This window comes from Paractinoplanes hotanensis, from assembly GCF_023717965.1.
Lineage (GTDB): Bacteria > Actinomycetota > Actinomycetes > Mycobacteriales > Micromonosporaceae > Actinoplanes > Actinoplanes polyasparticus.
Genome location: NZ_JAMQOL010000054.1, coordinates 40,084 through 63,893 on the forward strand (window position 1 = coordinate 40,084; position 23,810 = coordinate 63,893).

General features: G+C 71.9%; 18 protein-coding genes. 10 read left to right on the forward strand and 8 right to left on the reverse strand.

Features of this window, described 5'->3' with window-relative positions:
• Positions 1–25 precede the first annotated feature (25 nt).
• From LXN57_RS48235 to LXN57_RS48665, 4 genes are all read left to right on the forward strand, one after another.
• On the forward strand, positions 26–1,972 hold the full coding sequence (locus LXN57_RS48235) for a response regulator (protein ID WP_308206680.1): 1,947 nt from the start codon (positions 26–28) through the stop codon (positions 1,970–1,972).
• 481 nt (positions 1,973–2,453) lie between these two features.
• Positions 2,454–2,762: a hypothetical protein gene (locus LXN57_RS36595; protein ID WP_251802867.1), complete on the forward strand. Its 309-nt coding sequence runs from the start codon at positions 2,454–2,456 to the stop codon at positions 2,760–2,762.
• An 83-nt stretch (positions 2,763–2,845) separates the two neighbouring features.
• Positions 2,846–3,829, forward strand: a complete 984-nt coding sequence (locus LXN57_RS36600; protein WP_251802863.1) for an aldo/keto reductase — start codon at positions 2,846–2,848, stop codon at positions 3,827–3,829.
• Between the two features lie 503 nt (positions 3,830–4,332).
• A complete protein-coding gene (locus LXN57_RS48665) occupies positions 4,333–4,512 on the forward strand; it encodes a hypothetical protein (protein WP_438872961.1) in 180 nt (59 codons plus the stop codon).
• A 144-nt stretch (positions 4,513–4,656) separates the two neighbouring features.
• On the opposite strand, the gene LXN57_RS36610 is transcribed toward LXN57_RS48665, so the two are convergent.
• On the reverse strand, positions 4,657–5,625 hold the full coding sequence (locus LXN57_RS36610; RefSeq protein WP_251802801.1) for a helix-turn-helix domain-containing protein: 969 nt from the start codon (positions 5,623–5,625) through the stop codon (positions 4,657–4,659).
• A gap of 70 nt (positions 5,626–5,695) precedes the next feature.
• On the opposite strand from LXN57_RS36610, the gene LXN57_RS36615 reads away from it, so the two are divergent.
• From LXN57_RS36615 to LXN57_RS36625, 3 genes are all read left to right on the forward strand, one after another.
• A complete protein-coding gene (locus tag LXN57_RS36615; protein ID WP_251802802.1) occupies positions 5,696–7,006 on the forward strand; it encodes an APC family permease in 1,311 nt (436 codons plus the stop codon).
• Positions 7,007–7,106: 100 nt separating this feature from the next.
• On the forward strand, positions 7,107–7,583 hold the full coding sequence (locus LXN57_RS36620) for a glycine-rich domain-containing protein (protein ID WP_251802803.1): 477 nt from the start codon (positions 7,107–7,109) through the stop codon (positions 7,581–7,583).
• A 74-nt stretch (positions 7,584–7,657) separates the two neighbouring features.
• A complete protein-coding gene (locus tag LXN57_RS36625; RefSeq protein WP_251802804.1) occupies positions 7,658–9,889 on the forward strand; it encodes an ATP-binding protein in 2,232 nt (743 codons plus the stop codon).
• On the opposite strand, the gene LXN57_RS36630 is transcribed toward LXN57_RS36625, so the two are convergent.
• The 4 genes from LXN57_RS36630 to LXN57_RS36645 all read right to left on the reverse strand — a co-directional run bounded on the left by LXN57_RS36630 (position 9,886) and on the right by LXN57_RS36645 (position 16,487).
• Complete coding sequence (locus LXN57_RS36630) at positions 9,886–11,691, reverse strand: condensation domain-containing protein (protein ID WP_251802805.1); 1,806 nt, start codon at positions 11,689–11,691, stop codon at positions 9,886–9,888. The two genes, LXN57_RS36625 and LXN57_RS36630, sit on opposite strands and share 4 nt — an antisense overlap.
• Before the next feature lie 25 nt (positions 11,692–11,716).
• Entirely contained in the window at positions 11,717–13,021 is a 1,305-nt protein-coding gene (locus LXN57_RS36635) for a helix-turn-helix domain-containing protein (RefSeq protein ID WP_251802806.1), read from the reverse strand.
• 118 nt (positions 13,022–13,139) lie between these two features.
• Positions 13,140–14,210 (reverse strand): hypothetical protein, encoded by a 1,071-nt coding sequence (locus LXN57_RS36640; RefSeq protein ID WP_251802807.1) that lies wholly within the window; start codon positions 14,208–14,210, stop codon positions 13,140–13,142.
• Positions 14,211–14,216: 6 nt separating this feature from the next.
• Positions 14,217–16,487 carry an AMP-binding protein gene (locus LXN57_RS36645; RefSeq protein WP_251802808.1) on the reverse strand — a complete coding sequence of 757 codons (2,271 nt, stop codon included), beginning with the start codon at positions 16,485–16,487 and terminating at the stop codon, positions 14,217–14,219.
• A 125-nt stretch (positions 16,488–16,612) separates the two neighbouring features.
• Here LXN57_RS36645 and LXN57_RS36650 point away from each other — a divergent pair, with 125 nt between their 5' ends.
• From LXN57_RS36650 to pyrF, 3 genes are read left to right on the forward strand one after another with little or no spacing between them, the layout of a single operon-like run.
• Positions 16,613–16,837: an MbtH family protein gene (locus LXN57_RS36650; RefSeq protein ID WP_251802809.1), complete on the forward strand. Its 225-nt coding sequence runs from the start codon at positions 16,613–16,615 to the stop codon at positions 16,835–16,837.
• A gap of 1 nt (position 16,838) precedes the next feature.
• Positions 16,839–17,567 carry an HAD family hydrolase gene (locus LXN57_RS36655; protein WP_251802810.1) on the forward strand — a complete coding sequence of 243 codons (729 nt, stop codon included), beginning with the start codon at positions 16,839–16,841 and terminating at the stop codon, positions 17,565–17,567.
• Positions 17,564–18,415 carry an orotidine-5'-phosphate decarboxylase gene (pyrF, locus tag LXN57_RS36660; protein ID WP_251802811.1) on the forward strand — a complete coding sequence of 284 codons (852 nt, stop codon included), beginning with the start codon at positions 17,564–17,566 and terminating at the stop codon, positions 18,413–18,415. The genes LXN57_RS36655 and pyrF overlap by 4 nt, the downstream gene beginning before the upstream one ends.
• Here pyrF and LXN57_RS36665 read toward each other — a convergent pair.
• From LXN57_RS36665 to LXN57_RS36675, 3 genes are read right to left on the reverse strand one after another with little or no spacing between them, the layout of a single operon-like run.
• Positions 18,412–21,834: a condensation domain-containing protein gene (locus LXN57_RS36665; RefSeq protein ID WP_251802812.1), complete on the reverse strand. Its 3,423-nt coding sequence runs from the start codon at positions 21,832–21,834 to the stop codon at positions 18,412–18,414. The genes pyrF and LXN57_RS36665 overlap by 4 nt on opposite strands.
• The gene (locus LXN57_RS36670; protein WP_251802813.1) at positions 21,831–22,481 is read right to left on the reverse strand and encodes a class I SAM-dependent methyltransferase; all 651 of its coding nucleotides are present in this window, start codon (positions 22,479–22,481) and stop codon (positions 21,831–21,833) included. Before LXN57_RS36670 ends, LXN57_RS36665 begins: the two co-directional genes overlap by 4 nt.
• A complete protein-coding gene (locus tag LXN57_RS36675) occupies positions 22,478–23,800 on the reverse strand; it encodes an MFS transporter (RefSeq protein ID WP_251802814.1) in 1,323 nt (440 codons plus the stop codon). Before LXN57_RS36675 ends, LXN57_RS36670 begins: the two co-directional genes overlap by 4 nt.
• Positions 23,801–23,810: the final 10 nt, after the last annotated feature.

Sequence of the window (23,810 nt, forward strand, 5' to 3'; positions counted from 1 at the left end):
CCGCCGGGCTGACTACTGTCGCCTCGTGGGAACTGAAGCGCTGGCCAGCGGCCTTTTCGACGCCGGCAGACATCGTGCCGCCGCCTACTTGAGACGGGTGGCCGACCGGCTGCGCCGGCTCGCCGCCGTGCATCGCACCGCCACCCGCCTGGCCGGAGCCGGCGTCCTCCTTCTCCTCACTGTCCTGATCACCGCAACGCCCAGCCGATCCGCGTTCACAGCCACCGCGATCGTCACCGCTCTCGTGGTCACGGCGAGCTTCGTCGTCATTCTCGCCCTGCGCTGGCCGGCTTGGCTCATCCCCGCCATCGCAACCGCGGGGGTGATCGCCGCAATGCCGTCCGCGGCGACGGACTCCCCCGCTCGCAGCGCCCTGATCGTGGCGATGTTCCTGTACTCGCTGCGCAGCGAGAAGGTCGCGGTCGTCGTCGCCACCACCGCCGTGAGCGTGGCCTCGGTGCTGGCCGGCAGCGTGCTGGCCACTGTGTACGGCCGAATCGAGTTCAACGACGTCGAGGTCGTGCCATGGGTCGTGGCCTCCGCCGCGCTCGGGCAAGCTATTCGGGCCAACCGGGCGCGGCGCACCATGCTCGTGGAACGGGCCCTGCGCGCGGAGGTGGGCCGCGAGAACGAGGCACGCCAACGGGTCCAGGCGGAACGACTCCGCATCGCGCGCGAGTTGCACGACGCGGTCGGCCACCAGGTAGCGCTCATCAACGTGCAGGCAGGCGCCATGACCCTGCTGTTGGACAGACACGACCTCGTCCGGGCCCGCCAGTCCCTGGATCACATTCAGAACGCCAGCGAGGCCGCGCTGGCCGAGCTCAAGCTCACCGTCGGCCTGCTGCGCCAGCCCGGCGAGCACGAGCCCGTCCACCCAGCCGGACGGCTCAGCCGGCTCGACGAGCTGATCACTTCCTTCACCGCCACCGGACTACGGGTCAACTGCGACGTCACCGGCCCAGCCAGGCCCCTGCCCGACGCCGTCGACCTCACCGCCTACCGGCTGATCCAGGAATCCCTTACCAACACCGCCAAACACGCCGCAGGCACCTCCGCATCCATCCGGCTCGAGTTCCCGGCCGGAGGCCCTGGCGCTGACCGTCGAGGACGACGGACCGCCGGCCCGCGCCGCCGCGCAGACGGTGACCGGCCGCGCGGGCGGCCCGATGGGGCACGGCATCATCGGCATGCGGGAGCGGGCCGCCGCACTCGGCGGCCGGCTCTCCGCCGGCCCGCGTCCCGGAGGCGGCTTCCGGGTCACGGCCGAACTGCCCACTCTCGCCGGTGCCACGGCGTGACCGCCGTACGCGTCCTGCTCGCCGACGACCAGGACATCGTCCGCGCCGGCCTACGCCTCATGGTCGACAACGCCCCCGACCTGACGGTCGTCGGCGAAGCCGCAACCGGCGCCCAGGCCGTGCGCATGGCCCGCCAGACCCGCGCCGACGTCGTCCTCATGGACATCCGCATGCCCGAGCTCGATGGGCTCGCCGCCACCCGCTGGATCGCGACCGACCCCGACCTCGCCGGCGTGAAGGTACTGATCCTGACCACCTTCGAGGTCGACGAGTACGTCTTCGAAGCGCTACGCGCCGGCGCCAGCGGATTCCTCGGCAAGAGCGCACGCCCGGAAGCGTTGATCGAGGCGATCCGTACCGTCGCCCGCGGAGAGGCCCTGCTCTCCCCCGCGGCCACCCGCGGGCTCATCGCCCGCTACCTCGCCACGGACGATCGCCGCCCTCCTCCGGCCACGGCCTCCAGGGCTCTCGACGGCCTCACCGAACGGGAACGCGAAATCGTCGGCCTGGTGGCCACCGGCATGTCGAACGCCGAAATCGCCGATCACCTCACGCTCAGCCCGTTCACCGTCAAGACACACGTCAATCACGCCATGACCAAACTCGATGCCCGCGACCGCGCCCAACTCGTCGTCATCGCCTACCAGGCCGGGCTTCCCGGCCCCGCCTGACGCACCCAGCCGGTGTCCGGTAGGCACGTCCGTCGCGCCTGCCTGCCCACTGCCCATGCAGTAATAAAACCGGTTCCCAGGGACGAAGCCGGGCGCGCCTCCGTTCCGGCACTCTTCTCCCGGCAGGCAACAGCAAAGCCAGGAGAGGGCGGAAAATGAGGCTTCGCAGGAGCAATCGGCAAAGGACAGCCGTCCGTCCGGTGACTCCGGTCGGCGACACCGGTCTTGCGGTCGAGCTGCGCGGTGTCCGGCGGCGGTACGGCCGCGGCACCGGCACGGTGCACGCACTCGCGGGGATCGACCTGGCCCTGCCGCGCGCAACGTTCACGGCGGTCATGGGTCCGTCGGGGTCCGGCAAGTCCACTTTCCTTGCAGTGCGCCGCGGGGCTGGACCGGCCGTCGGAGGGTTCCGTGCGCCTCGGTGGTACAGAGATCACGGGGATGAACGAGAACGACCTGACTCGGCCGGCAGCAGTTGCGGGTGACTACCGTGGCCGGCTACCTCCTCCCGCTGTCCCGGATCGGGTTCTTGATCGCAGCGGTCACCGGTATCCTGATGTTCCTGCCCGGCGCGAGCCTCCTGGCGGAACGTGGCAGCGCGCCGTGGAAGCTCGGCCTGTTGGTGGTCGCGGGTCTGAACGTCCTGATCTTCCACCGGCGCACCTACCGCACGGTGTCCGACTGGGACCTGGGCCGACCAGCGCCTGCGCCCGCCCGAACCGCCGCGGTCATCTCCCTGACGGCGTGGACGGGTGTCACAGTCGCGGGCAGCCTCCTGGCCTACACCTGACCCTGGCTCACGCCGGGCCCAACGCCCCGGTTCCTCGCCAAGATGCACCTGCTCGCTCCACCGTCCGCATTGAAGGAGACATCATGCACACACGAACCCTCGGCCAAGGCCTCCAGGTCTCGGCCATCGGCCTGGGCGCCATGGGCATGTCCCAGAGCTACGGACCCAACCCGGGCGACCGCGATGCCATGATCGCCGTCCTGCGCGGGGCGGTCGACCAGGGCGTCACCTTCTTCGACACCGCCGAGGTCTACGGCCCGTACGTCAACGAAGAACTCGTCGGGGAGGCCCTCGCCCCGCTACGCGAGCGGGTCGTGATCGCCACCAAATTCGGGTGGCGCATCGAAGACGGCAAGTCAGTCGGGCTCGACAGCCGGCCCGAGCAGATCAAGCGGGTCGCCGACGCATCGCTGCGCCGGCTGAGGGTGGACACGCTCGACCTGTTCTACCAGCACCGCGTCGACCCCGACGTGCCGATCGAAGACGTCGCCGGCACCGTCGGCGAACTCGTCAAGGCCGGCAAGGTTCGCCACTTCGGCCTCTCGGAAGCCGCGGCCGCCACGATCCGCCGCGCCCACGCCGTGCACCCGGTGACCGCAGTGCAGAGCGAGTACTCGCTGTGGACCCGCGACCCCGAGCCCGAAGTCCTGCCCAGCTGCGCCGAGCTCGGCATCGGGTTCGTGCCGTTCAGCCCGCTCGGCAAGGGATTCCTGACCGGCGCCGTCACCACCACCGACTTCCCCGCCAGCGACATCCGCGCAAGCATTCCACGGTTCGCCGCTGACAACCGCGCCGCCAACCAGGCCCTGGTCGACCACATCACCGGCCTGGCCCGCGCCAAGGACGCCACGAGCGGGCAGGTCGCCCTCGCCTGGCTGCTCGCCCAGTCTCCGGCAATCGTGCCCATCCCCGGCACCCGGCGCCTGGAAAGAATCCAGGAAAACGCCGCCGCGACCCAGGTGCCGCTGTCCGCCGACGACCTCGCCGACCTCAACGCCCTAGCCGACCGCGTCGGGGTGCAGGGCAACCGCTACAACGAACACCACATGTCCCTCGTCGACCGATAAGCACGATCACGGGAGGCCGTGGGCGCGGCTTTCACTGTGCCCCGCCCGTACGCCTTCATCGGTGCCTATCCGATCTACCGGGAAATCGGTGACCGCTCGTATGACCTGCGCGGCCACGCCCATCCGCCGGCCTCGCAGGCATCGCCGTGTTCCCTGTCCGAAACACGGGGTCAGCCGTTACGAGCATCTCGTTCCGTGGTTGGAAGTCTCACCACCTCGAACATCGCGAGCACGTTGGACCTCGACCCGGACCAGTATCGCCGCTGACCGCGTCGTCGGCGAGACCGTTGACCGCGTCGGACGGACCGATTCTCGGCGAAAGGCCGACCCGACATCTCACTGCTATCAAATCATCCTGCTAGTACGGCAGCCGCCATTCGTGATCATGGCTGAAGCCGGCGGGAACGGGGCGGCCACCGCGTGATCCTGAGTCTGTTGTGGACAAACAGTCAAACCTTGCGATGGCCGCTGGTCACAGCCTAAACGCCGCCCGGTGGCGGCAGGTGTCAGCCCCGGTACTCGATCGTTTCGCGGGCCGGTTGTCCCGGGTCGAGACCCGGCGCACTGCGGCCGAGTTCGTCACCGGTCTGCTCGCCGACCTTGAGATAAAGACGAGCTGGCAGCTGGCCGAATATGCCGGGCATGACCGCCCGGACACGATGCACGACTGCTGTACCGGGTGACATGGGACGCCGACGCCGTCCGTGACGACGTCCGGCAGGTCGTGATCGACAAAGGCGTAGCCCGTTAGGGGCCCGCGACACCAGCCCGTCCGAGATAGCTGCCAGGACCCGGCGCCGGGCGGGCGCGGCAACCAACCCGGTTGGTCATCTCTGCTGCCGGTTGGTCCGGAAAACGTGCCGGTAGGTCTGCGGGGAGACCGCCAGGCGCCGCTGGAAGTGCATTCGTAACGCGGCGGACGACCCGAACCCCACCCGCTGGGCGATCGACTCGATCGGAACGTCCGTGGTCTCCAGCAGTTCCTGGGCGCTGCGGATGCGCTCCTGCAGCAGCCAGCGCAGCGGGGTGACCCCGGTCGCCTCCTGGAAGCGGCGGGCGAAGGTGCGCTGGCTCATCGTCGCCTGCCGGGCCAGGTCGGCCACGGTGAGCTGCTGGCCGAGGTGCTGCCGGGCCCAGTCCTGCACCGGGGTGAGGTCGGAGCGCCGGGCAAGACCGGCCGGCGGCTCGACGCGCTGTGCCTGCGCGCCGTCGCGCTGCGGGGGCACGACCATGCGGCGGGCGACCGCGTCGGCCACCCGTACGCCGTGGTCGGCGGCGACCAGGTGCAGGCAGATGTCCACCGCGGCGCCGGTGCCCGCGGACGTGAGCACGTCGCCCTCGTCGACGAAGAGCACCCCACCGTCGACCCGGACCTGTGGGAAGCGGTGCGCGAAGTCGATCACGTTCATCCAGTGTGTGGTGGCCCGCCGGCCGTCGAGCAGGCCGGCCGCTGCCAGCAGGTAGGCGCCGGTGCAGATGGAGACCATCCGCGCGCCGCGCTTGTGTGCCAGGCGGAGAACTTCCAGCAGATGCCCCGGCGGGTCCAGCTGCAGCTGCCGCGCGCAGGCCGGGATGATCACCGTGTCGGCCGCCTCCACCGCGTCCAGGCTCCACGGCACGTCGATGCCCATGCCGGCCGAGCTGCGCAGGCGGCCCGGTGCGGCCGCGCAGAGGCGCAGGTCGTACCACGGGTCGACGAGGTCGGAGCGGTTGATGCCGAAGACTTCGCAGGGCACGGCCAGTTCGAAGATGGGCACCTGGTCGGTCACCGGAATCGCCACGATGTGCGCGGACATGGCGAAAACTTAGCTCTCTTTGGCAGTCGGGCGGCTGTCGGCGACTCGGTCGACCGGAGAAGGTGATCCCATGGCACGAAGCGCGCCCGCCCTCGACGAGGCCGTCCTGGCTTCCCCGGCACGAGGGCTCACTTTCCCGCAGGGCACCGCTCTGTACGTGGGCGCCGTGCTGGGCAGCGGTGCGATCGCGCTGCCGGCCCTGGCCGCCCGGGCCGCCGGCCCGGCGTCGCTGCTCGCCTGGCTCATCCTGGTGATCATGTCGATTCCGCTGGCCGCGACGTTCGCCGCGCTCGGCTCCCGCTTCCCGGACTCCGGCGGCGTCTCGTCCTATGTGCGGCGGGCCTTCGGGGCGAATTGGGCCGGTCTCGTGGGGTGGTGCTTCTACCTGACGGTTCCGCCCGCGATGGCCGCCGCGGCCGTCTTCGGCGGTTCCTATGTGGCCGCCGCGTCGGGTGGCGGCACCACCACCGTCCTGCTCACCGCGGCCGGCCTGATCGCCACCGTGACCGTAGCCAACGTGTTCGGGCTGCGGGTCTCCGGCCGGCTCGCCCTGTTTCTCACTGCGATCCTGGTGTTCCTGCTGCTGACCGCGACGCTGGCCGCCCTGCCCCACGCCGACGCCGGCAACCTGCGCCCGTTCGCCCCGCACGGCTGGACCGCCGTGGCGTCCGCGGCCGCGCTGCTGGTGTGGAGCTTCTCGGGATGGGAGGCGATGACGCACCTGTCCGCCGACTTCCGGCGGCCCGAACGCGACATCGCCCGCACCACCAGCGCCGCGGTGGTCATCGTCGGCGCGCTCTACCTTGCGGTGGCCACGGTCAGCATCCTGGTGCTCGGGCAGGCCGCGGGCGAGTCCGCGGCTCCCCTGGCCGACCTGCTCGCCCTGGGGATCGGCGGCTCGGGCAACGTCCTCGGCGCGGGTCTCGCCCTGCTGCTCACCCTGGGCGTCATGAACACCTACCAGGCCAGCGCCGCCAAGCTCGGGGCTGCCCTCGGCCGCGACTCCGCCCTGCCCCGGTGGCTCGCCCCCGGCAGCGAGTCGGGCGACGTCCCGGTACGCAGTGTGCTTGTCGTGGCAACGCTGGCCGGTCTCGCCCTGCTGGGCGTGGCGGTTCTGCACCACGGCGACCCGGTGCCGCTCGTGCTGCTCACCACGGGCGCGTTCACCACGGTGTACGTTCTCGGCTCGGCCGCCGCGGTGCGGTTGCTGCCGCGCCGGTCGCCCGGCGGGTACGCGGCGGTCGTGTCGCTGGTCGCGTCACTGGCCCTGCTGACCACGACCGGCCGCTATCTGTTGTGGCCGGTGCTGCTCGCGGCGGCCTGCCTGCTCTATCTGCGCCGGACCGGCCGGCGAGCGGCGGAGCGCCCCGACCGCGAGTGACCGGACTGCCGGTCAACTGCCGGTGGAGTGCCTGGAGGCGACTCCGGGCGGGCAATACTGTCGTTGACACCGACACGGGCAGAAGATCTCGGTGGTGAACATGACAGACATCGTCCTCACCCCGGTTGCTGGCCTGACCAGGGGAACTCCGACGGAGATTTCGACGAACCGGATCGCCGAACTCCCGGCCGTCCGCCGGTACATCGAGGCGATCGATTTCACCGCCCTCAAGCACCGTCTGGTCCAGAAACGCGACATCCTGGGCAGCGAGTGGAGCCCGGCGCGGGCGGTGCACGCCGAGCGGTGCTACAAGAACTGGCTGTACCTGCGACGCCGGCACGAGAGTGAGATGCTTCCCGGGCCGGTCGACATCGAGCATTTCTGGCACGGGCACATCCTCGATACCCGGGCGTACTTCGAGCACTGTGACCGGATCTTCGGCTACTACCTGCACCATTTCCCGTACTTCGGCGGACGGGGCAGGCTGGATCGGAGCGAGCTGGCCGCCGCCTGGCGGCGGACCCAGGCGCGCTACCACGCCGAGTTCGGGGAGCACCTTCACGACTTCAGGGAGTGAGCTGCCGCTGGCGCAGGCCACCACGATCGAGTAAAACAGGTCACCGGAGGAAGTCCCGGTGACGAATGGTGGCTATGGTCCAGTTCGGGCAGCTGGTGGCGGCGAATCGCCGGCGGATGGGGCTGACCCAGGAGGACGTCGCGGCGGCCACCGGCCTGAGTGTTCGCAGCATCCGCGACATGGAGAGCGGCCGCGTCTCCCGTCCTCGCCGGTCTACGGTCCGGTTGCTGGCGGAGGCGTTCGAGCTGTCCGCCGTCGACCGGCTGCGGTTCGTCCGCGCGGCCGACCCGGACGCGCCCGAGCCGCTGCGCGAGCGTCCGCATCAGCTGCCGCTCGCCGTTCCGGGCTTCGTCGGCCGCTGTCCCGAGATCGCCCTGCTCGACGCGGACGTGGCCGAGCAGGTGGTTGGGCCCACGGTGACCGTCTTCGCGATCTCCGGGATGCCCGGGGTCGGCAAGACGGCGCTGGCACTGCACTGGGCGCACCGCGTGCGGAACAGGTTCCCCGACGGGCAGCTCTACGTGAACCTGCGCGGTTACGACGAGGGTGACGCCGTCGACCCGGCCGATGCCCTGCGCGGCTTCCTCGAGGCTCTCGGCGTGCCTGACGGCGCGGTGCCGGCCAGCGCCGAGGCCCGGATCGGCCTCTACCGCAGCCTGCTGACCGACCGCCGGATGCTGATCGTGCTGGACAACGCCCGCGATTCGGCGCAGGTGCGGTCGCTGCTGCCCGGCGGCGGCTGCTGCGTGGTCGTGGTGACGAGCCGGGACGAGCTCTCCGGGCTGGTCGCGGCCGAGGGTGCCCAGCCGGTGCGCCTCGACGTCCTCAGCTCCGACGAGTCGGCCCGGCTGTTGGGCAGCCGGCTGGGCGGGGAACGGCTGGCCGCGGAACCCGCCGCGGTCGCCGACATCATCGCGGCGACCGGGCGGCTCCCGCTGGCGTTGTCGATCGTCGCGGCCCGGGCCGCGCTCAACCCGACCTTCCCGCTCGGCACGTTCGCCGCCGGGCTGCGCTCCGACGGGGTGATGCCGGAGGTGCTGACCGACGGCGAGGTCCGCGCCGCGTTCACCTGGTCCTACCTGGCGCTGAGCCCGCCCGCGGCCCGCCTGTTCTGCCTCCTGGGGCTGCATCCAGGGCCGGACCTGACCGCGGACGCGGCCGCGGCGCTGGTAGGTTGCTCGGTCCGCGCGATCACCCCTCGGTTGCGCGAGCTCACCCGCCTGCATCTGCTGCGCGAGCACCTTCCCGGGCGCTACGGCTTCCACGATCTGCTGCGGGCGTACGCGGCCGAGTTGGCCCGCTCCGCTGGGCAGCGGGCGGCGCGGCGACGTCTGTTCGACCACTACCTGCACAGCGCCTTCCCCGCCGCCGTGCTGCTGCAACCGCAATGGCCCGCGATCCACCCGGTACCGCCGTTGCCCTCCGCGGTGCGGCCGGTGGCCGACGATCACGACACGGCCCTCGCCTGGTTCTCGGCGGAACACCGGGTGCTGATCCGGGCGGTGCGGCAGGCCGCGGAGACCGGCTTCGAGGCGTACGCCTGGCAGCTCGCCTGGGCGCTCACCACCTATTTCGCCCCGCGCGGCCTGTGGCAGGACCAGCTGACCGTGCAGCGTGTCGCCCTGGCCGCGACCGAGCGCGCCGGCGAGGTGACCGGGCAGGCGGTGGCGAATCGGCTGCTGGCCCGGGCCGAGACTCGCCTCGGCAACCTCGACGCCGCAGAGGTCTGCACGCGCCGGGCCATCGAGCTGTACGGGCAGCTCGACGACCCGATCGGGCAGGCACAGACGCTGCACAACTACGTCGAACTCTGCTACATGCGCAACCGGATCGACGAAGGTCTGCGGCACGGCCTGGAGGCGATACGGCTGTATCGCCGGGCGGGCAACCGGGCCGGCGAGGCGCGCACGTTGAACGCCATGGGCTGGCTCTACGCCACCAGCGGCGACTATCGCAAGGCGATCGAGAGCTGCACCGAGGCGCTCGCGCAGCAGCGTGTGACCGGCGACGAGAACGGCCAGGCCGCGACGTTGGACAGTCTGGGTTTCGCGTACGGGCGGCTGGGCGAGCACGAGCGTGCGGCCGAGTCGTTCGAACAGGCCGTCGCGCTGTTCCGGGGCTCGGCGGACCGCTACCACGAGGCGGAGACGCTGCTGCGGCTCGGCGAGACCCGCATGGCGACCGGTGATCGAGCCGCCGCCACTGTCGCGTGGCGGCGGGCGGCGCAGATCTTCGACGATCTCGGTGATCCGGCTGCGGAGCAGGCCCGTCGGCAGCTGAAGGAGGCCGAGGAGAAGGCCGGCTAGCCGGCTTCGAGGATCTGATCGAGGTCGGCGTCGCTGAGCGTGGCGGCCCCGCCGAGGAGCAACGTTTCGAGCATGCGTGCCTGCGCAGCCACGGTCTGGTTCTCGAAGAGATCGGGGGCGGCCACCGCGACGCCGAAGGTCTCCGAGAGCCGGAACGACAGCTGCGCGATGGTCAGCGAGTGTCCGCCAAGGTCGAAGATGACGTCCTCGGCGCCTGGCGACGTGCCGAGCAGTTCCCGCCAGAGCTCGGCGACAGCCTCCTGCAGGAAGCCGGCGGGTTCCACCCTGCTCGTCGCGCCCGACCAGGCGAGCACCTCGACGAGAGGCTGGGACGGCGTGTCGCGTGGGGTGGCCGGGACTTCGCGCAGCAGGCCGATCTGGCGTACCGGTCGCTGCGGGTCGGTCAGCACCTCGGCGAGCAGTGCCCAGTAGTCGGCCGCCCACCGCTCGACGGTCGCGCGGTCGGTGATCGCGTCGTCGTAGTCCCACCGGGCGGTGAGGCCGTCACCGTCACGGATCACCTTCACCATCAGGTCGTACTGGGCGTAGCCGCCGGGCAGCGACAGCTGCTCGGCCCGCAGGCCGAGGTAGTCGGTGGCGGTGACCGGCTGGCCGTCCACCGAGAACATCGCCTGCACCAGCGGGGTGGAGCCGGCCTGCCGGGCGGGGCGCAGGTGCGCGACGAGGTGCTCGAACGGCAGGTCCTGGTGGGCGTACGCCGCCACAGTGGACGCGTGCTCGCGGGCGATCAGTTCGGCCGGGCTGCGGTCGGCGTCGACAGCGCCGCGGAGCACGACCATGTTGAGGAAGTAGCCGAGCATCTCCTGCGTCTCCGACCGGGTCCGCCCGCTGAGCGGCGTGCCGACGAGGAAGTCCGCGCTGCCGGTGAGTTTCCAGAGCACCAGCCGGTATACGGTCAGCAGCACCACGAACGGCGTGGTGCGCATCGACCGCGCGGTGGTCTCGAGCGGCCCGGCGAGCCCGGGCGGCGCGACCGAGTCGAGGAAGGCGCCGCCGCGACGGTTCGGGCGTGGATGGTCGAGCGGCAACGACAGCAGGTAGGGCGCCCCGGCCAGGCGTTCGGTCCAGTAGTCGAGCAGGACCTCCCGGCGGGAGCCGTCGAGTACGCCGCGCTGCCAGATCGCCCAGTCCGCGTACTGCACGGTGGGGCGGGGCAACTCGGCCGGCTCACCCTCGGTCACGGCGGCCAGGTAGCGGGCCTCCAGCTCGCGCAGGAAAAGGTCCTGCGACACTCCGTCGGTGATGAGGTGGTGCATGCCGAAGACCACCACGTGGTCGTCCTCGTCGAGACGGTAGACACGGGTGCGCAGCAGGGGCGCCTCGGTGAGCGAGAAGGGCTGGGCCAGGTCGCGGGCGGCCGTCTCCAGACAGGCACCGACCTGCCCGCGGGGGACATCGACGACAAGCAGGTCGGGGGTGACCTCGGCCTCGACCGTCTGCAGCGCGACGCCGTGCTGCAACACCAGACGGGTACGCAGGACGTCGTGCCGGCGGATCAGTCCGGTCACGCCGGTGCGCAGCGCGGTGAGGTCGAGCCGGCCGCGCAGGCGCAGGGCGATGTGGTCGGTCAGGCTGCCGGGTTGGCCGGTCATCAGGTCGGTGAGCCAGATCTGTTCCTGCCCGCTGGAGAGGCGGCTGGGCATGGCCGGGTCGGGCCGGGGGCGGATCCGGTCCGCCCCGGCGCGTTCCAGCAGGCGGCGCGCGGCTTCCCGGCGCCGGTCGGACAGCCCGTCGAGCGGGTTGCGCAACCCGGTGTCCCGGGGGTGCTCTGGCTCGGTCATGCCGCCTCCGTAGGGCTCCTCGGCGTCAGCCGCCGACGTTCTTCAATTCGTCTATCTGGCGCCAGACCTGGGACGCCAGCTGGTACAACCCGCTGCGCTCGCACACGTCGACCGCGCGGCGCAGCACCTCGATCGCCCGGGTGTTGTCACCCGCCTGGCGCAGCGCGTTGCCGTGCCCGAGATAGCCGGACATCAAGTCCAGCCCCACGAGCGGGCTGTCCTCGACGGTCAGCTCCGCATAGCGCCTCAGCGCCGAGTCCAGGTCGCCGACCGCGACCTCGTAGCGGGCACGCAGCAGGGCGACGGTGGCGCTCTCGGCGGGAATGTTGAGCATCCGCGAGGTGGTCTCGGCGTCCTGCAGCCACTGGTTCGCGGTCTCCAGGTCGTCGCCGATGTCCAGCAGCACCGAGGCGGCGGACCGGCAGAACCTCAGCCAGTCGATCAGCGGCATGGTCGGGAAGGCCAGCACGCTGCGCGCCTGGGCGAAGTGCTCGTAGGCCTGCGCGGGCCGGCCCATTTGGGCGTACGCCATGCTGGCCACCCAGTGGGCCCGGCCCACGAAGCCCGGCCAGTTGAGCCGTTGCGCCACGTCGAGCATCTCGGTGATCAGCGGGTCGACCTGCTCGAACTCGCCCGCCTCGCACAGCACCGAGATGATCACACCGAGCAGGCGGACGTGCTCGCTCGTGCCGGTGATGCCCGGGTGGCTGAGCTGGTTGAGCGCGAGGTGCGCAGTGCGCCGGGCGTCGCGTAGCTGGCCGACGTCGCGCTGCACGGCGGCGAGGTCGGTGCGGATCACCACCTGCAGCTCCGGGGTGGTCTGCGTGAGCGGCAGGTCGACCAGTTCCTCGAGCAGCGCGAGCCGCCCGTCGTGGTCGCCCAGGGCGCGCAGCACGTCCTGAAGCTCCAGCCCGATCTCGAGGATCCGCTCCTGGGATCCGTCGGCCTTGGCCGCATCGAGTGCCTGCTGCAGGAATTGCCGCGCCTGCTGATGGTCGCCGACGTCACTGGCGCTGCGCGCGAGCACCTGCGCGAACAGTTGCGTCTTGCGGGGCTCTTCCGGCACGGTCAGTTTCAGGACCTCCTCGCCGAGAAGTTCCTCCAAAGGAGTGTCCATCGTCCGGGCGAGATAGACGACCACGTCCAGTGTCGGCACGCGGGCGCCCGCCTCGAGCAGCGAAATGTAGCTGGGGGTCACGAAATTGCCCGCCAGCTGTCGTTGCGACATGCGCAGCGCGGTACGCCGTGCCTTGAGCCGCTGCCCGAACTCCGGCTGATTCACGGCGCTGTCACCGTGGGCCGGCCACCCGGTTGCCCTCTCAGTCGCCATCTGACAACTCCTGTAATGCGCTTCGCGGTAACTTGAGTCGCGAATCTTCTCACAAGATAGCTGACGATTGTCGGGCCGCGCCGAATTGAATTTGGCAAAATCTGACGCCTGGTCGCGTTCATCCGGCCGTTTCCTCTCGATCGGACGACGTCATTAGCACACGTGTTCTATCACCGAGTTTTGCGGCAATATCGCGAACCTCGCGGCAGGCCGAAAGGATGGCGCCCAGCGAACCCGGGGCGATCATCTGATCCGCGTCGCCGGGCCGGTACATCGCAGCGGGCCGGACGTGCGTCTCGATCAGCAGGCCGTCCACGCCGTAGGCGGCCGCGGCGAGCGCGGCGGCCGGCACCGCCGCGGCATCCCCGGTGCTGTGGCTCGGGTCGAAGATCACCGGTAGGTCGGTGTGCCGCCGCACCGCAGCGATCGCGCCGTAGTCGGGCTGGAAGGCCAGCGACCGGTCGAAGGACACGACACCGCGGGCACAGAGGATAACGTCCGGGTTCCCGCGGCTGACCACGTGCTCCGCGGCTCGCAGCCACTCCGCGACGGTCGCCCGGCTGCCGCGCATGAGCAGCACTGGCCGCCCCGCGCCGCCCAGTTCGGCCAGCAGCGCGGTGTTGGTCATGTGCCGTGGGTCGACGTGCAGGCAGTCGGCGACCGCGGCGACCGGCTCGACATCCCGGGGGTCGGTCACCTCGGTGATCACCGGCAGTCCGCTACGACGACGTAGCTCGGCCAGCTGGGTCAGCCCACGGCGTCGGCGGCCGGGGAAGTGATAGGGGCTGGACCGGGTCTTGAACAGGCTGGCCCGGATCGCGTCGCCGCCCTGCTCGGCGACGAGCCAGCCGGTCGCGACCGCGTCGTCCGGCGACTCCAGCGCGCATGGGCCGGCCGCGCACCACAGCGGCTCGCCGGGGCCGACCCGCGACGCGCCGACCGCGACCGGGCCGCCGACCAGCCGGCTCGTCCGGTCCACCAGCCAGTGGCCGCGGTCGGCGGTGCGGTGCCAGGCCAGGATCAGCGGCGAGTCGACCCGGGTGGCCAGCGCCTCGTCGCCGGCCAGCACCAGGAACGCCCGGCCGGCCAGGCGTACCGGCCAGACCGCCACGTCGTCGTGCACGGCGATCCGCGCCGCCAGCCGGGCGACGGCAGGCGGTGCGGCGGAGGGCGTGATCTCGACAAGCACGGCGGTCTACCGCACCGGGACCCGGTGGGGCACGCGGTCGCGGATGTGCGCGGCCAGCCCCTCGACCGTCGGGTGCTCGAGCGTCGCCCGCAGCGTGACACGGGCTCCCAGACGGCGCAAAAGCCGCTTGGTCAGCCGGTTCGCGGTCAGCGAGTCGCCGCCGAGATGGAAGAAGTTGTCGTCCCGGCCGATCGGGTCGATCTGCAGCAGCTCGGTCCAGATCTCGGCGACCGCACGCTCCAACTCGTCTTGGGGTTCGCGGTAGTCGGGGCGCAGCGCGGTGAAGTCGGGCGCCGGCAGCGCCCGCCGATCGATCTTGCCGTTCGTGGTGACCGGCATGGCGTCCAGCGGGGTGAACGAGGCGGGCACCGCATGGGCGGGCAGGGTGGCCGCCAGGCTCTCGCGCAGGCGCAGCAGGTCGGCACCCGTGGCGACCAGGTAGGCGCACAGCCGGTTCTCGCCGCTCTCGTCGGGCGCCGCGACCACCACCGCCTCGCGCACCCCCGGCAGGGCCAGGAGCGCGGACTCGACCTCGCCGGGGTCCACCCGGAAGCCGCGGATCTTCATCTCGCGGTCCACCCGCCCGCAGTGGTGCAGCCGCCCGGCCGGATCGAAGAAGGCGAGGTCGCCGGTGCGGTAGAGGCGGGCGCCGGCGGACCGGAAAGGGTCCGGGCGGAACCGGTCGGCGGTCTGCCCGCTGTCGCCGAGGTAGCCGCGGGCGAGTTCCGGACCGCCGACGTACATCTCGCCGGTCGTGCCGGGCAACAGCCGCCGCATCGCGCTGTCCAGCACCTCGACGCGGACGCCCGGCCAGACCCGGCCAACCGGCGGCGGGGCGGCCCGTTCCTGCTCGTTCGCGGTCCAGCTGGTCAGCCGGTCGGTCCAGGGCAGCAGGCAGCTGCTGATGCCGTTGGCCTCGGAGGAACCGCAGGCAACGGCGACCTCGAAGGGCCGGTCCGCGGGTGCCCAGCGGCGCACCTTGTCGCTGCCGACGGTGAGCAGGCGCAACGCGGCCCCGGCCGGCCAGCCGGCGAGGTAGAGCTGCTCGGCCATCGGCATGCTGACGAACGACTTGGTGATGCGCTCGGCCACCAGCCAGTCGCGCAGCCGCTCGGGCGAGCCGACGGTCTCCGGCTCGGCGATGTGCACGCTGGCCCCGGTGGACAGATAAGGCCACAGTTCGCCCACCGACACCGACGAGCCGGGCGGTGCCAGCCAGGACGCGCGGTCTGCCGGCTCGATGCAGTGCCCCAGCTGGTGGGTGCCGATCGAGTGGGCCACCGACCGGTGCACGACCGCGACCCGCTTGGGCCGGCCGGTGGACCCGGAAGTGTGCACGACGTACGCGATGTCGTCGGGGTGGATCGGCAGGTCCAGGTCGGCCGGGTCGAGGCGGTGGATCCGCGGCCATTCGGTGTCCACGCCGATCACCGTTGCCGAGGTCGGCGGAACCGCCAGGCCGAGCCGGGCCAGGTTGAGCACGGCGACCGGGCGTACGTCGGCAAGGGTGCCGGCCAACCGGGTCGGCGGATGCGCCGGATCCAGCAGGATCGCCGCGGCCCCGCTCTTGAAGACCGCGAGGAACGAGATCAGCATCTCCGGGCTCCGTTCCAGCAGCAGGGCGACCGTGCGATCCCGGCCCGCGCCGCACTCGCGCAGCGCCCGGGCCAGCTGGTTGGCCCGGGCGTTCAGCTCGCCGTAGGTGAGCCGCTCGCTCGCCCGCCCGCACGCCAGGGCCTGCGGGTGCTGCCGGGCCTGCGCCTCTACCCGCTGGTGCACCAGGGCGGGGTCGTCCGGCCCCGGCGTCGGGGCGCCCACCGCCCGAAGGAAGCCCTCCTCCGCCTCGCCGAGCACGGGGGCCTCCGCGACGGTCCGGGCGGGATCGTCGCGCAGCGCGGCCAGCACCCGACGGAGCGCTCCGGGCAGGTGGTCGAGCAGCGAGGGATGCGCCCAGGACCCGGACAGCGACCAGGTCGCGGCGCGGCCGTCGACGTGCAGCCAGAGCTGCCGGGTGTCGGCGACGAGGTGTCGGCCGAAGCTGATGCCGGCCACTGCCGGGACGTCACCGGGCCCGGCCGCGCGCACCCGGTCGACGACGTCACCGAGGGGGTCGCCGGGGCGAGGGCGGGCCACCACCGCGCGACGACCGTCCGGCGCGTGCACCTCGACCGTTTCCGGGGCATGCGGGCCGCAACGCGCGATCAGCGCGAGCCACGCGGCAGTGATTTCCGTCCAGGCACCCTCGTTCACGGTGCCCGTGCGATTCCATCCAGCCATACATCGCTCCTCAGCTCCGCCGCCTTCACCTCAATATAACTGTAGTCATCACGACTGCGTCAGGTGTTGAGACTGTAGTTATCGATCGTTATGCTTCCCTAGCCGAATGAGGAGAGGTGGAGCAGATGAGCGACGCGGAGATCGACGACGACACGCAGTACACCGTCGTCCGCAACGACGAGGAGCAGTATTCGTTGTGGTGGACCGGGCGGTCTGTTCCGGCGGGCTGGCACGAGGTGGGGTACGTCGGCACGCGCGAGCAGTGTCTGCAGTACATCGAGCAGGTCTGGACCGACATGCGCCCGCGCAGCCTGCGTGAGTACGTCGCCCAGCCGGCCAACCAGGCGTGACGTGACGCTCGGCCGCCACGTCGACGGCGTGCTGTTCGACGTCGACGACACCCTGGTCGACTTCTCCGACGCGACGGCACGCGCCCTGCTGGCACACGTGGGCGCCCTCGGCGCGGGCCAGACGGCGACGGCGGCCGAGCTCATCGCCTGCTGGCGAGCACTGGAGCGCGAGCACTTCCCACGCTTCCTGCGCGGCGAGTGCAGCTTCACCGAGCAGCGCCGCAGCCGGGCCCGCGCCTTCTGCGCCACGTTCGGCCTCACCCTCGGCGCTTCCGACGAGGAGACCGACGCCTGGGTCGGCGCCTACCTCGAGCACTGCGACGCCGCCTTCCGGGCGTATGACGACGCTCGCCCGGCCCTGGACGATCTGCGCCGCGCCGGATACCGGGTCGGCGCGATGAGCAACAGCAACCACCGCTACCAGGATGCGAAGCTGCGTCGCACCGGCCTGCGCGACGCGTTGGAGGTGCTGGTCTGCTGCGACGACGCGGGTGGGCGGGCGAAACCCGACCCGGAGATCTTCCGGACCGCCTGCGCCGCCCTCGGCACGGCCCCGCAGCGGACCCTCTACGTCGGCGACCACGTCGACAACGATGCCCGGGCCGCGGTGCGGGCCGGGCTGCACGGCGTATGGCTGGCCCGGGGCGACGACACCGCGGCGCCGGCCGACGTACCGGTGATCCATGACCTGCGGCTGCTCGCAGGCCTCGTGGAAGGAACATCCCGATGACCGTCACCACCCCGGTTGCCTTCGGCGAACGATGGGCCGCGCTGCGTACTCGTCATGGGCAGCTCTGCCTCGGTGTCGCACCCTCTCCCGCCTGGCTGGGCCGCTGGGGGCTCGGCGACGACGTCGCCGGCGCCCGCGGCTGGTGCCGCATCCTGCTGGACGCGGCCGCCGACCGGGTCGCGGTGTTCAAGGTCCAGGTGCCGTTCTTCCTGCGCTTCGGGGCGGCCGGCAGCGCGCTGCTGCGCGAGTTCCGCGACCGGGCGCAGGAGGCGGGCGCGCTGGTGCTGCTCGACACCAAGCTGTGCGACGCCGACGACACCATGGACAGCTGGGCCGACTTCTACCTCGGCCCGCGCAGCGTGCTCGGCGGCGACGCGATGACCGCCGTGCCGTACATGGGCTTCGGCACGTTCGCGCCGTTGCTGCGGCGCGCGGAGCAGCTGGGCGCGGTGGTCTTCGTGCTGGCCCGCACGTCCAACCACGCGGCCGGCCCGGTGCAGACCGGCCGGGGCGAGGACGGCCGCAGCATCGCGGAGAGCGTTGCCGACGAGATCACCGCGTGGAACGCCACCGCAGGGCACCGGATCGGACCGGCCGGCGCGCTGATCGGCGCCCGGCAGCCCGAGTCGGCCGAGCTGATCCGCCGGTTGCCCCGCTCGCTGCTCGAGGTGCCCGGCCTGGGCCGGGCGGACCGCGCTGACGCCGAGGTGGTCGCGCCGCTGCGGGGCTGCCCGGAGCGGGCGCTGATGACGGTCACCACCGGGGTGCTCCGGCACGGCCCGGACGTGACCGCGCTGCGCCGCTCGGTGGCCGGCTGGCAGGAGACGATCGGCGGGCTACTCGGCTAATGGCCCACGGTGGCGACCGCCGCGTTCGGGTCGGCGAGCATCGCCGTCAGGACGTCCCGGATCTCCTCGAGCAGGCCGGTCGCCGCTTCCCCGGTCCAAAGGTTGGTGTTGAGCTCGACGGCCAGCTCCAACCGGTCGCCGCGCGGCGAGGTGGTGAAGTAGAGGTCGTTGCGCGCCGTCCCGGTCACCCCGAAGCTCCAGTCCGCGCGGCATCCGGTCAGGTCCCACCCGGTCGCCTCAGGCTCGTGCCACTCGGTGCCGACTTGGAAGAGCGGCAAGCGGCCCGGGAGCCGCGGTTGCCCGGCGGCCCGGACCAGCTCGGGGAAGGGCAGGCCCTGATGGGCGTATGCCTCGGTGACCGTCCGTTGCGCGGCCTGCCAGAGCGAGCTCACCGCCTGGTCGCCGCGGCAGTCCAGGCGTAGTACGGCTGTGTTCACGGTGCAGCCGATCAAGCCGGATCCCCCGGGCAGCCGCCGGTTGTCGGTCACCGCCCCGAGCACCCCCTCGTCCTGCCCGGCCCGGCGGCCCAGAACCAGGGCCTGGGCGGTGGCGAGCACGGTGAACGGGCTGACCCGGAACGCCGCGGCGGCGGTGCGCAGCAGGCGGGCCGTACCCGGCTCGGTCAGCAGGCTTCGCTGCGCGCCGTCGAAGGTGATCGAGCTCGGTCGGACCAGCGGGGTCGGCACGTCGAACACGGGCAGGTCGCGCAGCTGACGGCTCCAGTAGTCGCGGAGCGCCTCCGGCTCCGGTCCGGCCGCCCACTGCATCTCCCAGCGCGCATAGTCGCCCCAGCTCATCGGAAGGTGCGGCAACCGTGGTTCGCCGCCGACGACCACGGCGTTGTAGGCGGCGCTCAGGTCGCGGCTGAACACCTCGAAGCTGACGCCGTCCATCACCATGTGGTGCACCGTCAGCAGCAACAGATGCGCGGCCCGGTCGTGCCCGGGCACCAGGGTGGCGCGCAGCCCGGGCTCGGTGGCCAGGTCGAACGGGCGCAACACCTGACGCAGGGCCAGTCGGTCGATCTCGGCGGCCCTCTCGGCGGACGGCAGCCCGTCGAGGTTCACCGTCTCCAGCCGGGGCCCGGTGGACCCGGGGTACTGCACCGGACGGTCCACCTCGAACCGGATCAGGGTACGCAGCGCATCGTGCCGCTCCACCACGGCGGCGAAGGCACGGCGCAACGCTCCGATGTCGAGCGGGCCGTCGATGCGAACCCGGATCGGGCTGTGGTAGGTCGGTCTGCTGGGCGCGAGGCGGTCCAGCACCCAGATCTGCGACTGGGCAGCGGTCAGCGGGGCGCCCGCGGCCGGGTCGGCCGCGACCGGCGCCGGCGGGGCCTCAGTGGTCCGCCGGGCCGGGCCGGGGCGGGCCAGGCGCAGGGCCAGCTCGCGCGGGGTCGGGCACTCGAACAGCCAGCGCAGCGGCACCGGGCGGCCCAGCCGGTGGCGCAGCTCGTCGGTGGTGCGGGCGGCGAGCATCGAGTGGCCGCCGAGCGCGAAGAAGTCGTCGTCGGGGTCCACCTCGGACCGGTCGATCACCGTGGCCCAGACCTCGCGGACCAGGGCGAGCAGGTCGTCGCCCGGGTCGTCGGCGGCAGCCCCGATGATCTCGTCCGGCACGCAGTAGCGCGGGAGGCGGGCCTGCAGGAACGCGCTCAGTTCTGCGACTTCCGGCGGGAGTGGTCCGGCCGGGACGACCCGCGCGGTGACCGGACCCGCGGGACCGGCGGTGGTGACGGTCGCCGCGCGAACCCCGGGGTGCACCGACAGCGCGGCGGCGACCTCGTCGAGCGGGACGGTGAGCCCGCCGATCGCCGGCAGGCGCTCGGCCGGCCCGAGGTTCGTGACGACCCCGTCGGGCTCGTAGCGGCCCAACTCCGCCGGGCCGGCGGGCAGCGTGGTGCCGTCGGTGGTACACAGGCGGTCACCGTCCAGGCGTACATGGCGCGGGTTGACGGTGACGAGCCGGCCACGAACGCCGGTCGGGGCGACCAGATCGCCGTCGGTGAGTACGACCTCGCGGGCGGAGGACGGCGCCCCGAGCGGCGGGACCTCGAAGATGACCCGGGCGCGCTCGGCGACCGTGAGCATCGGGATCGCGGCCAGCGGCAGGTGCTCGTCCTCGAGCACCGCGGCCACCACGTTGCGCAGGTGCTCGAACAGGCCCTGGACGAAGCCGGGCGGCAGCAGCACGTCGTCGTGCTCGACCCAGAAGGTGATCGCGCCCGGGTCGGTTTGCGCCTCGACCACCAGGTCGAAGCGGGACCGGCCGCGGGGAACATGCTTCTGGGTGACGGTCAGCCCGGCGCCGGTGATCGTCGTCGCGGCGGTCTCGGCGTGCGAGAAGGTCAGCTGGACGAGCGGGCTCAGGCTGCGGTCCCGGTTCGCCCCGACCGCGTCCACCAACCGCGCGAACGGCAGCCGGTCGTGGTCAAGCGCGTCCAGGCTGACCTCCATCACCTGGCGCAGGAAGCCGGCGAAGGTCTGCTCCGGCGCGGGTCGCAGGCGCAACGGCAGGGTGTTGGCGAAGAAGCCGATCAGCGGTTCGTACTGCTCGTCCGGGCGACCGGTGTTCGCGGTGCCGATCAGGAAGTCGTCGCGCCCGGTGTAGCGGTGCACGACCACGGCGAACGCGGTCAGCAGCACGGCCGCGGGCGTGCTGCGGGTGCGGACGGCGAAGGCACGCAGCTTCGGCGCGAGGGCCGGGGGGAGGTCGATCCGGGTACGCCGGCCGGTCGCTGCCTTGACCCGCGGGCGGATCACCGACGGTCCGAGGTGGACCGCCGTGGTCACGCCCGCGAGCTGCTCGCGCCAGTACGCCTCCTCCTCGGCGAGCGAGCCGTCCCCGGCCTCCGCCCGCTGCTCGCGGGCGAAGTCGCTGTACTGCGCCGGCAGCTCCGGCCAGCTCACCGGCCGCCCCGCGACGATGTCGCCGTAGGCGCCGAGCAACTCGTTGAGCAGTACTCGCAGCGACCACCCGTCGGCGATCATGTGGTGGGTGGCGAGCACGAGCACGTGCTCGGCCGCGTCGTGGCGCAGCATCGCCGCGCGCAGCAGCGGCCCGGTGGACAGGTCGTACGGCGGGTCCGCGACCGAGGCGACGATGCCGGCGACCATAGCGTCGCGCTCGGCCGGCTCGACCGTACCTAGGTCGACCGGCTCGCCCAGGGCGAGGCGCAGGTGCGGCAGCGGCCGGCAGACCGCCACCTGGTCGGCGACGTGGAAGGTGGACCGCAGCACCTCGTGGCGTGCGACCACTCCGTCGAGCGCCTCCTGCAACGCGTCCAGCCGCAGCGGGCCGCGGATGCGCAGCACCCAGACCTCGTTGTAGGTGCCGGGCGCGAGCTTCTCCAGCAGCCAGAGCTGTTCCTGCGGGAAGGACAGCGGCAGGCCCGCCGTGACCGGGCCGGCGGTCACCCCTCCCCCACCGGGCGCCGGGCGATGAACCGGGTCACCGAGTGGTTGTGCGGGATCGGCTGGTCCGCGTGCGACGAGGTGATGTCGTCGTCATGCACCTCGACCAGCTGCCACGGCTGCGGGTAGAGCGCCACCAGGGTGGTGTGCGGCAGCACACAGCGCGGCGGGTTCACATGGTTCTCGAGTTCCTGGTGCCGGTCGTTGAACGAGCAGACGACGTGGAAGCCGCCCGGGCGGGTGGCCCGCCGAAGCCGGTCCACCGCCTCGCGCACCCGGTCGAGCCCGGTCAGCCAGTGCGCCACGCTGTCGAAGACGACGATGTCGTACGCCTCAGCCGGCGGCTCCTCGAGTAGCAAGTCGGCTCGCCGCCAGGTGATGCCCGGCTCGTCCGGCCAGGCCGCGGCGGCGTTGCGCAGGGCCAGTTCGGAAACGTCGGTGGCGTCCACGAGCGCGCCCTGCCGGGCCAGGTGGACCGCGTTGCGGCCCTCCCCGCAGCCGGCGTCGAGCACCCGCGCGCCGGCTAGGTCGGTGAGCTCGGCGAGGCGGGCGACCAGCGGCTCCGGGTCTGTTCCCCACAGACACGGGCTCATCGCGTAGCCGCGGTCGCAGCCCCCGTCGGACGATGGCCGCACCGTGGGGCGGCTCACGACGCCACCCGCTCGGCGTCCTCGACCGTGCGCAGCCGCGGGATGGGCGACGCGATCAGCCAGACCAGCGACAGCGGGATGCCCACCGCGGTGACCACCAGGGTCGCCCGCAGGCCGATCCCGTCGCCGAGCAGACCCGCGATGAGCGCGGCGATCGGCACCAGGCCGCCGATCAGGAACCGGAAGCTGGCGTTGACCCGGCCCAGGATGTTCTGCGGGACGATCAGCTGCCGGAGCGTCATCTCGGCGATGTTGGAGCCGACGATGCCGAAGCCGACGATGAAGTGGATGACACCGAAGAGGATGCCGGCGACCAGCGGCGGGCCGTCTACGACCGGGATGGCCATGATCGGTACGACCGCGAGGATGTACACGAAGATCAGCAGCCGGCCGTAGCCCAGCTTGCCGAGCAGCGTGCCCAGGGACATCGCGCCGAGTAGGCCACCGACACCGAACGCCGCGAAGATGGCGCCGAGCGCGGCCGGGCTGAGGTTGAACTCGCGGGTCGCGTACAGGACGAAAAGCGTGAGCATGAGCACCGAGAAGAAGTTGAACGTGGCGCTGTTGCCCGCCAGGGCACGGATGACCGGGTGCCGCAGGGTGATCTTCAGGCCCGCGCCGATGTCGGCGAAGACGCCGCGCCAGCCGCGGCCGAGGTCCTCGGGGGCGCGCTCGATCGGCGGCTCCTTCTTCCGCACGGCCATGATGCTGACTGCGGAGACCAGGAAGGACACCGCGTCGACGGCGAGCGCGAACGGCGCCCGCATCAACTGCACGAGCACACCCGCGAGACCCGGGCCGGTGATCTGGGAGAGCGAGTCGGTCGCCTGCAGGCGGCTGTTGCCGGCCATCAGCTGCTCGCGGGAGACGATGCCGGGCAGATACGAACGGTAGGCCAGGTCGAAGATGACCGAAAGACAGCCGATGCCGAAGGCCGCGACGTAGAGCGCGATCATGGTCAGCGAGTCGAGGAAGGCGAGCACCGGGATCATGCCGATCAGCAAGAACCGGCCCAGGTCGGCGGTCACCATCAGCGGGCGCCGGCGCATCCGATCGACCAGCACGCCGAAGAACAGCATCGGACCGAGGAACGCGAGCTCCCGCAGCATCGACATGATGCCGAGCTGGGTCGCGCTGGCCTGCAGATAGATGATCGCGGTCAGCGGCAGGGCCAGCGTGGTGATCTCGCTGCCGAACGCCGAGATCGCCTGGCCCAGCCAGAGCTTGTTGAAGTCGCCGTGCCGGGCGAGCGACGGCGAGGGCGGCTCGTCGGGCTCCGGTTCGGTGGCGCCGTCGTGCACGGACGTGTCGGTGCTCATGTGGGCTCCT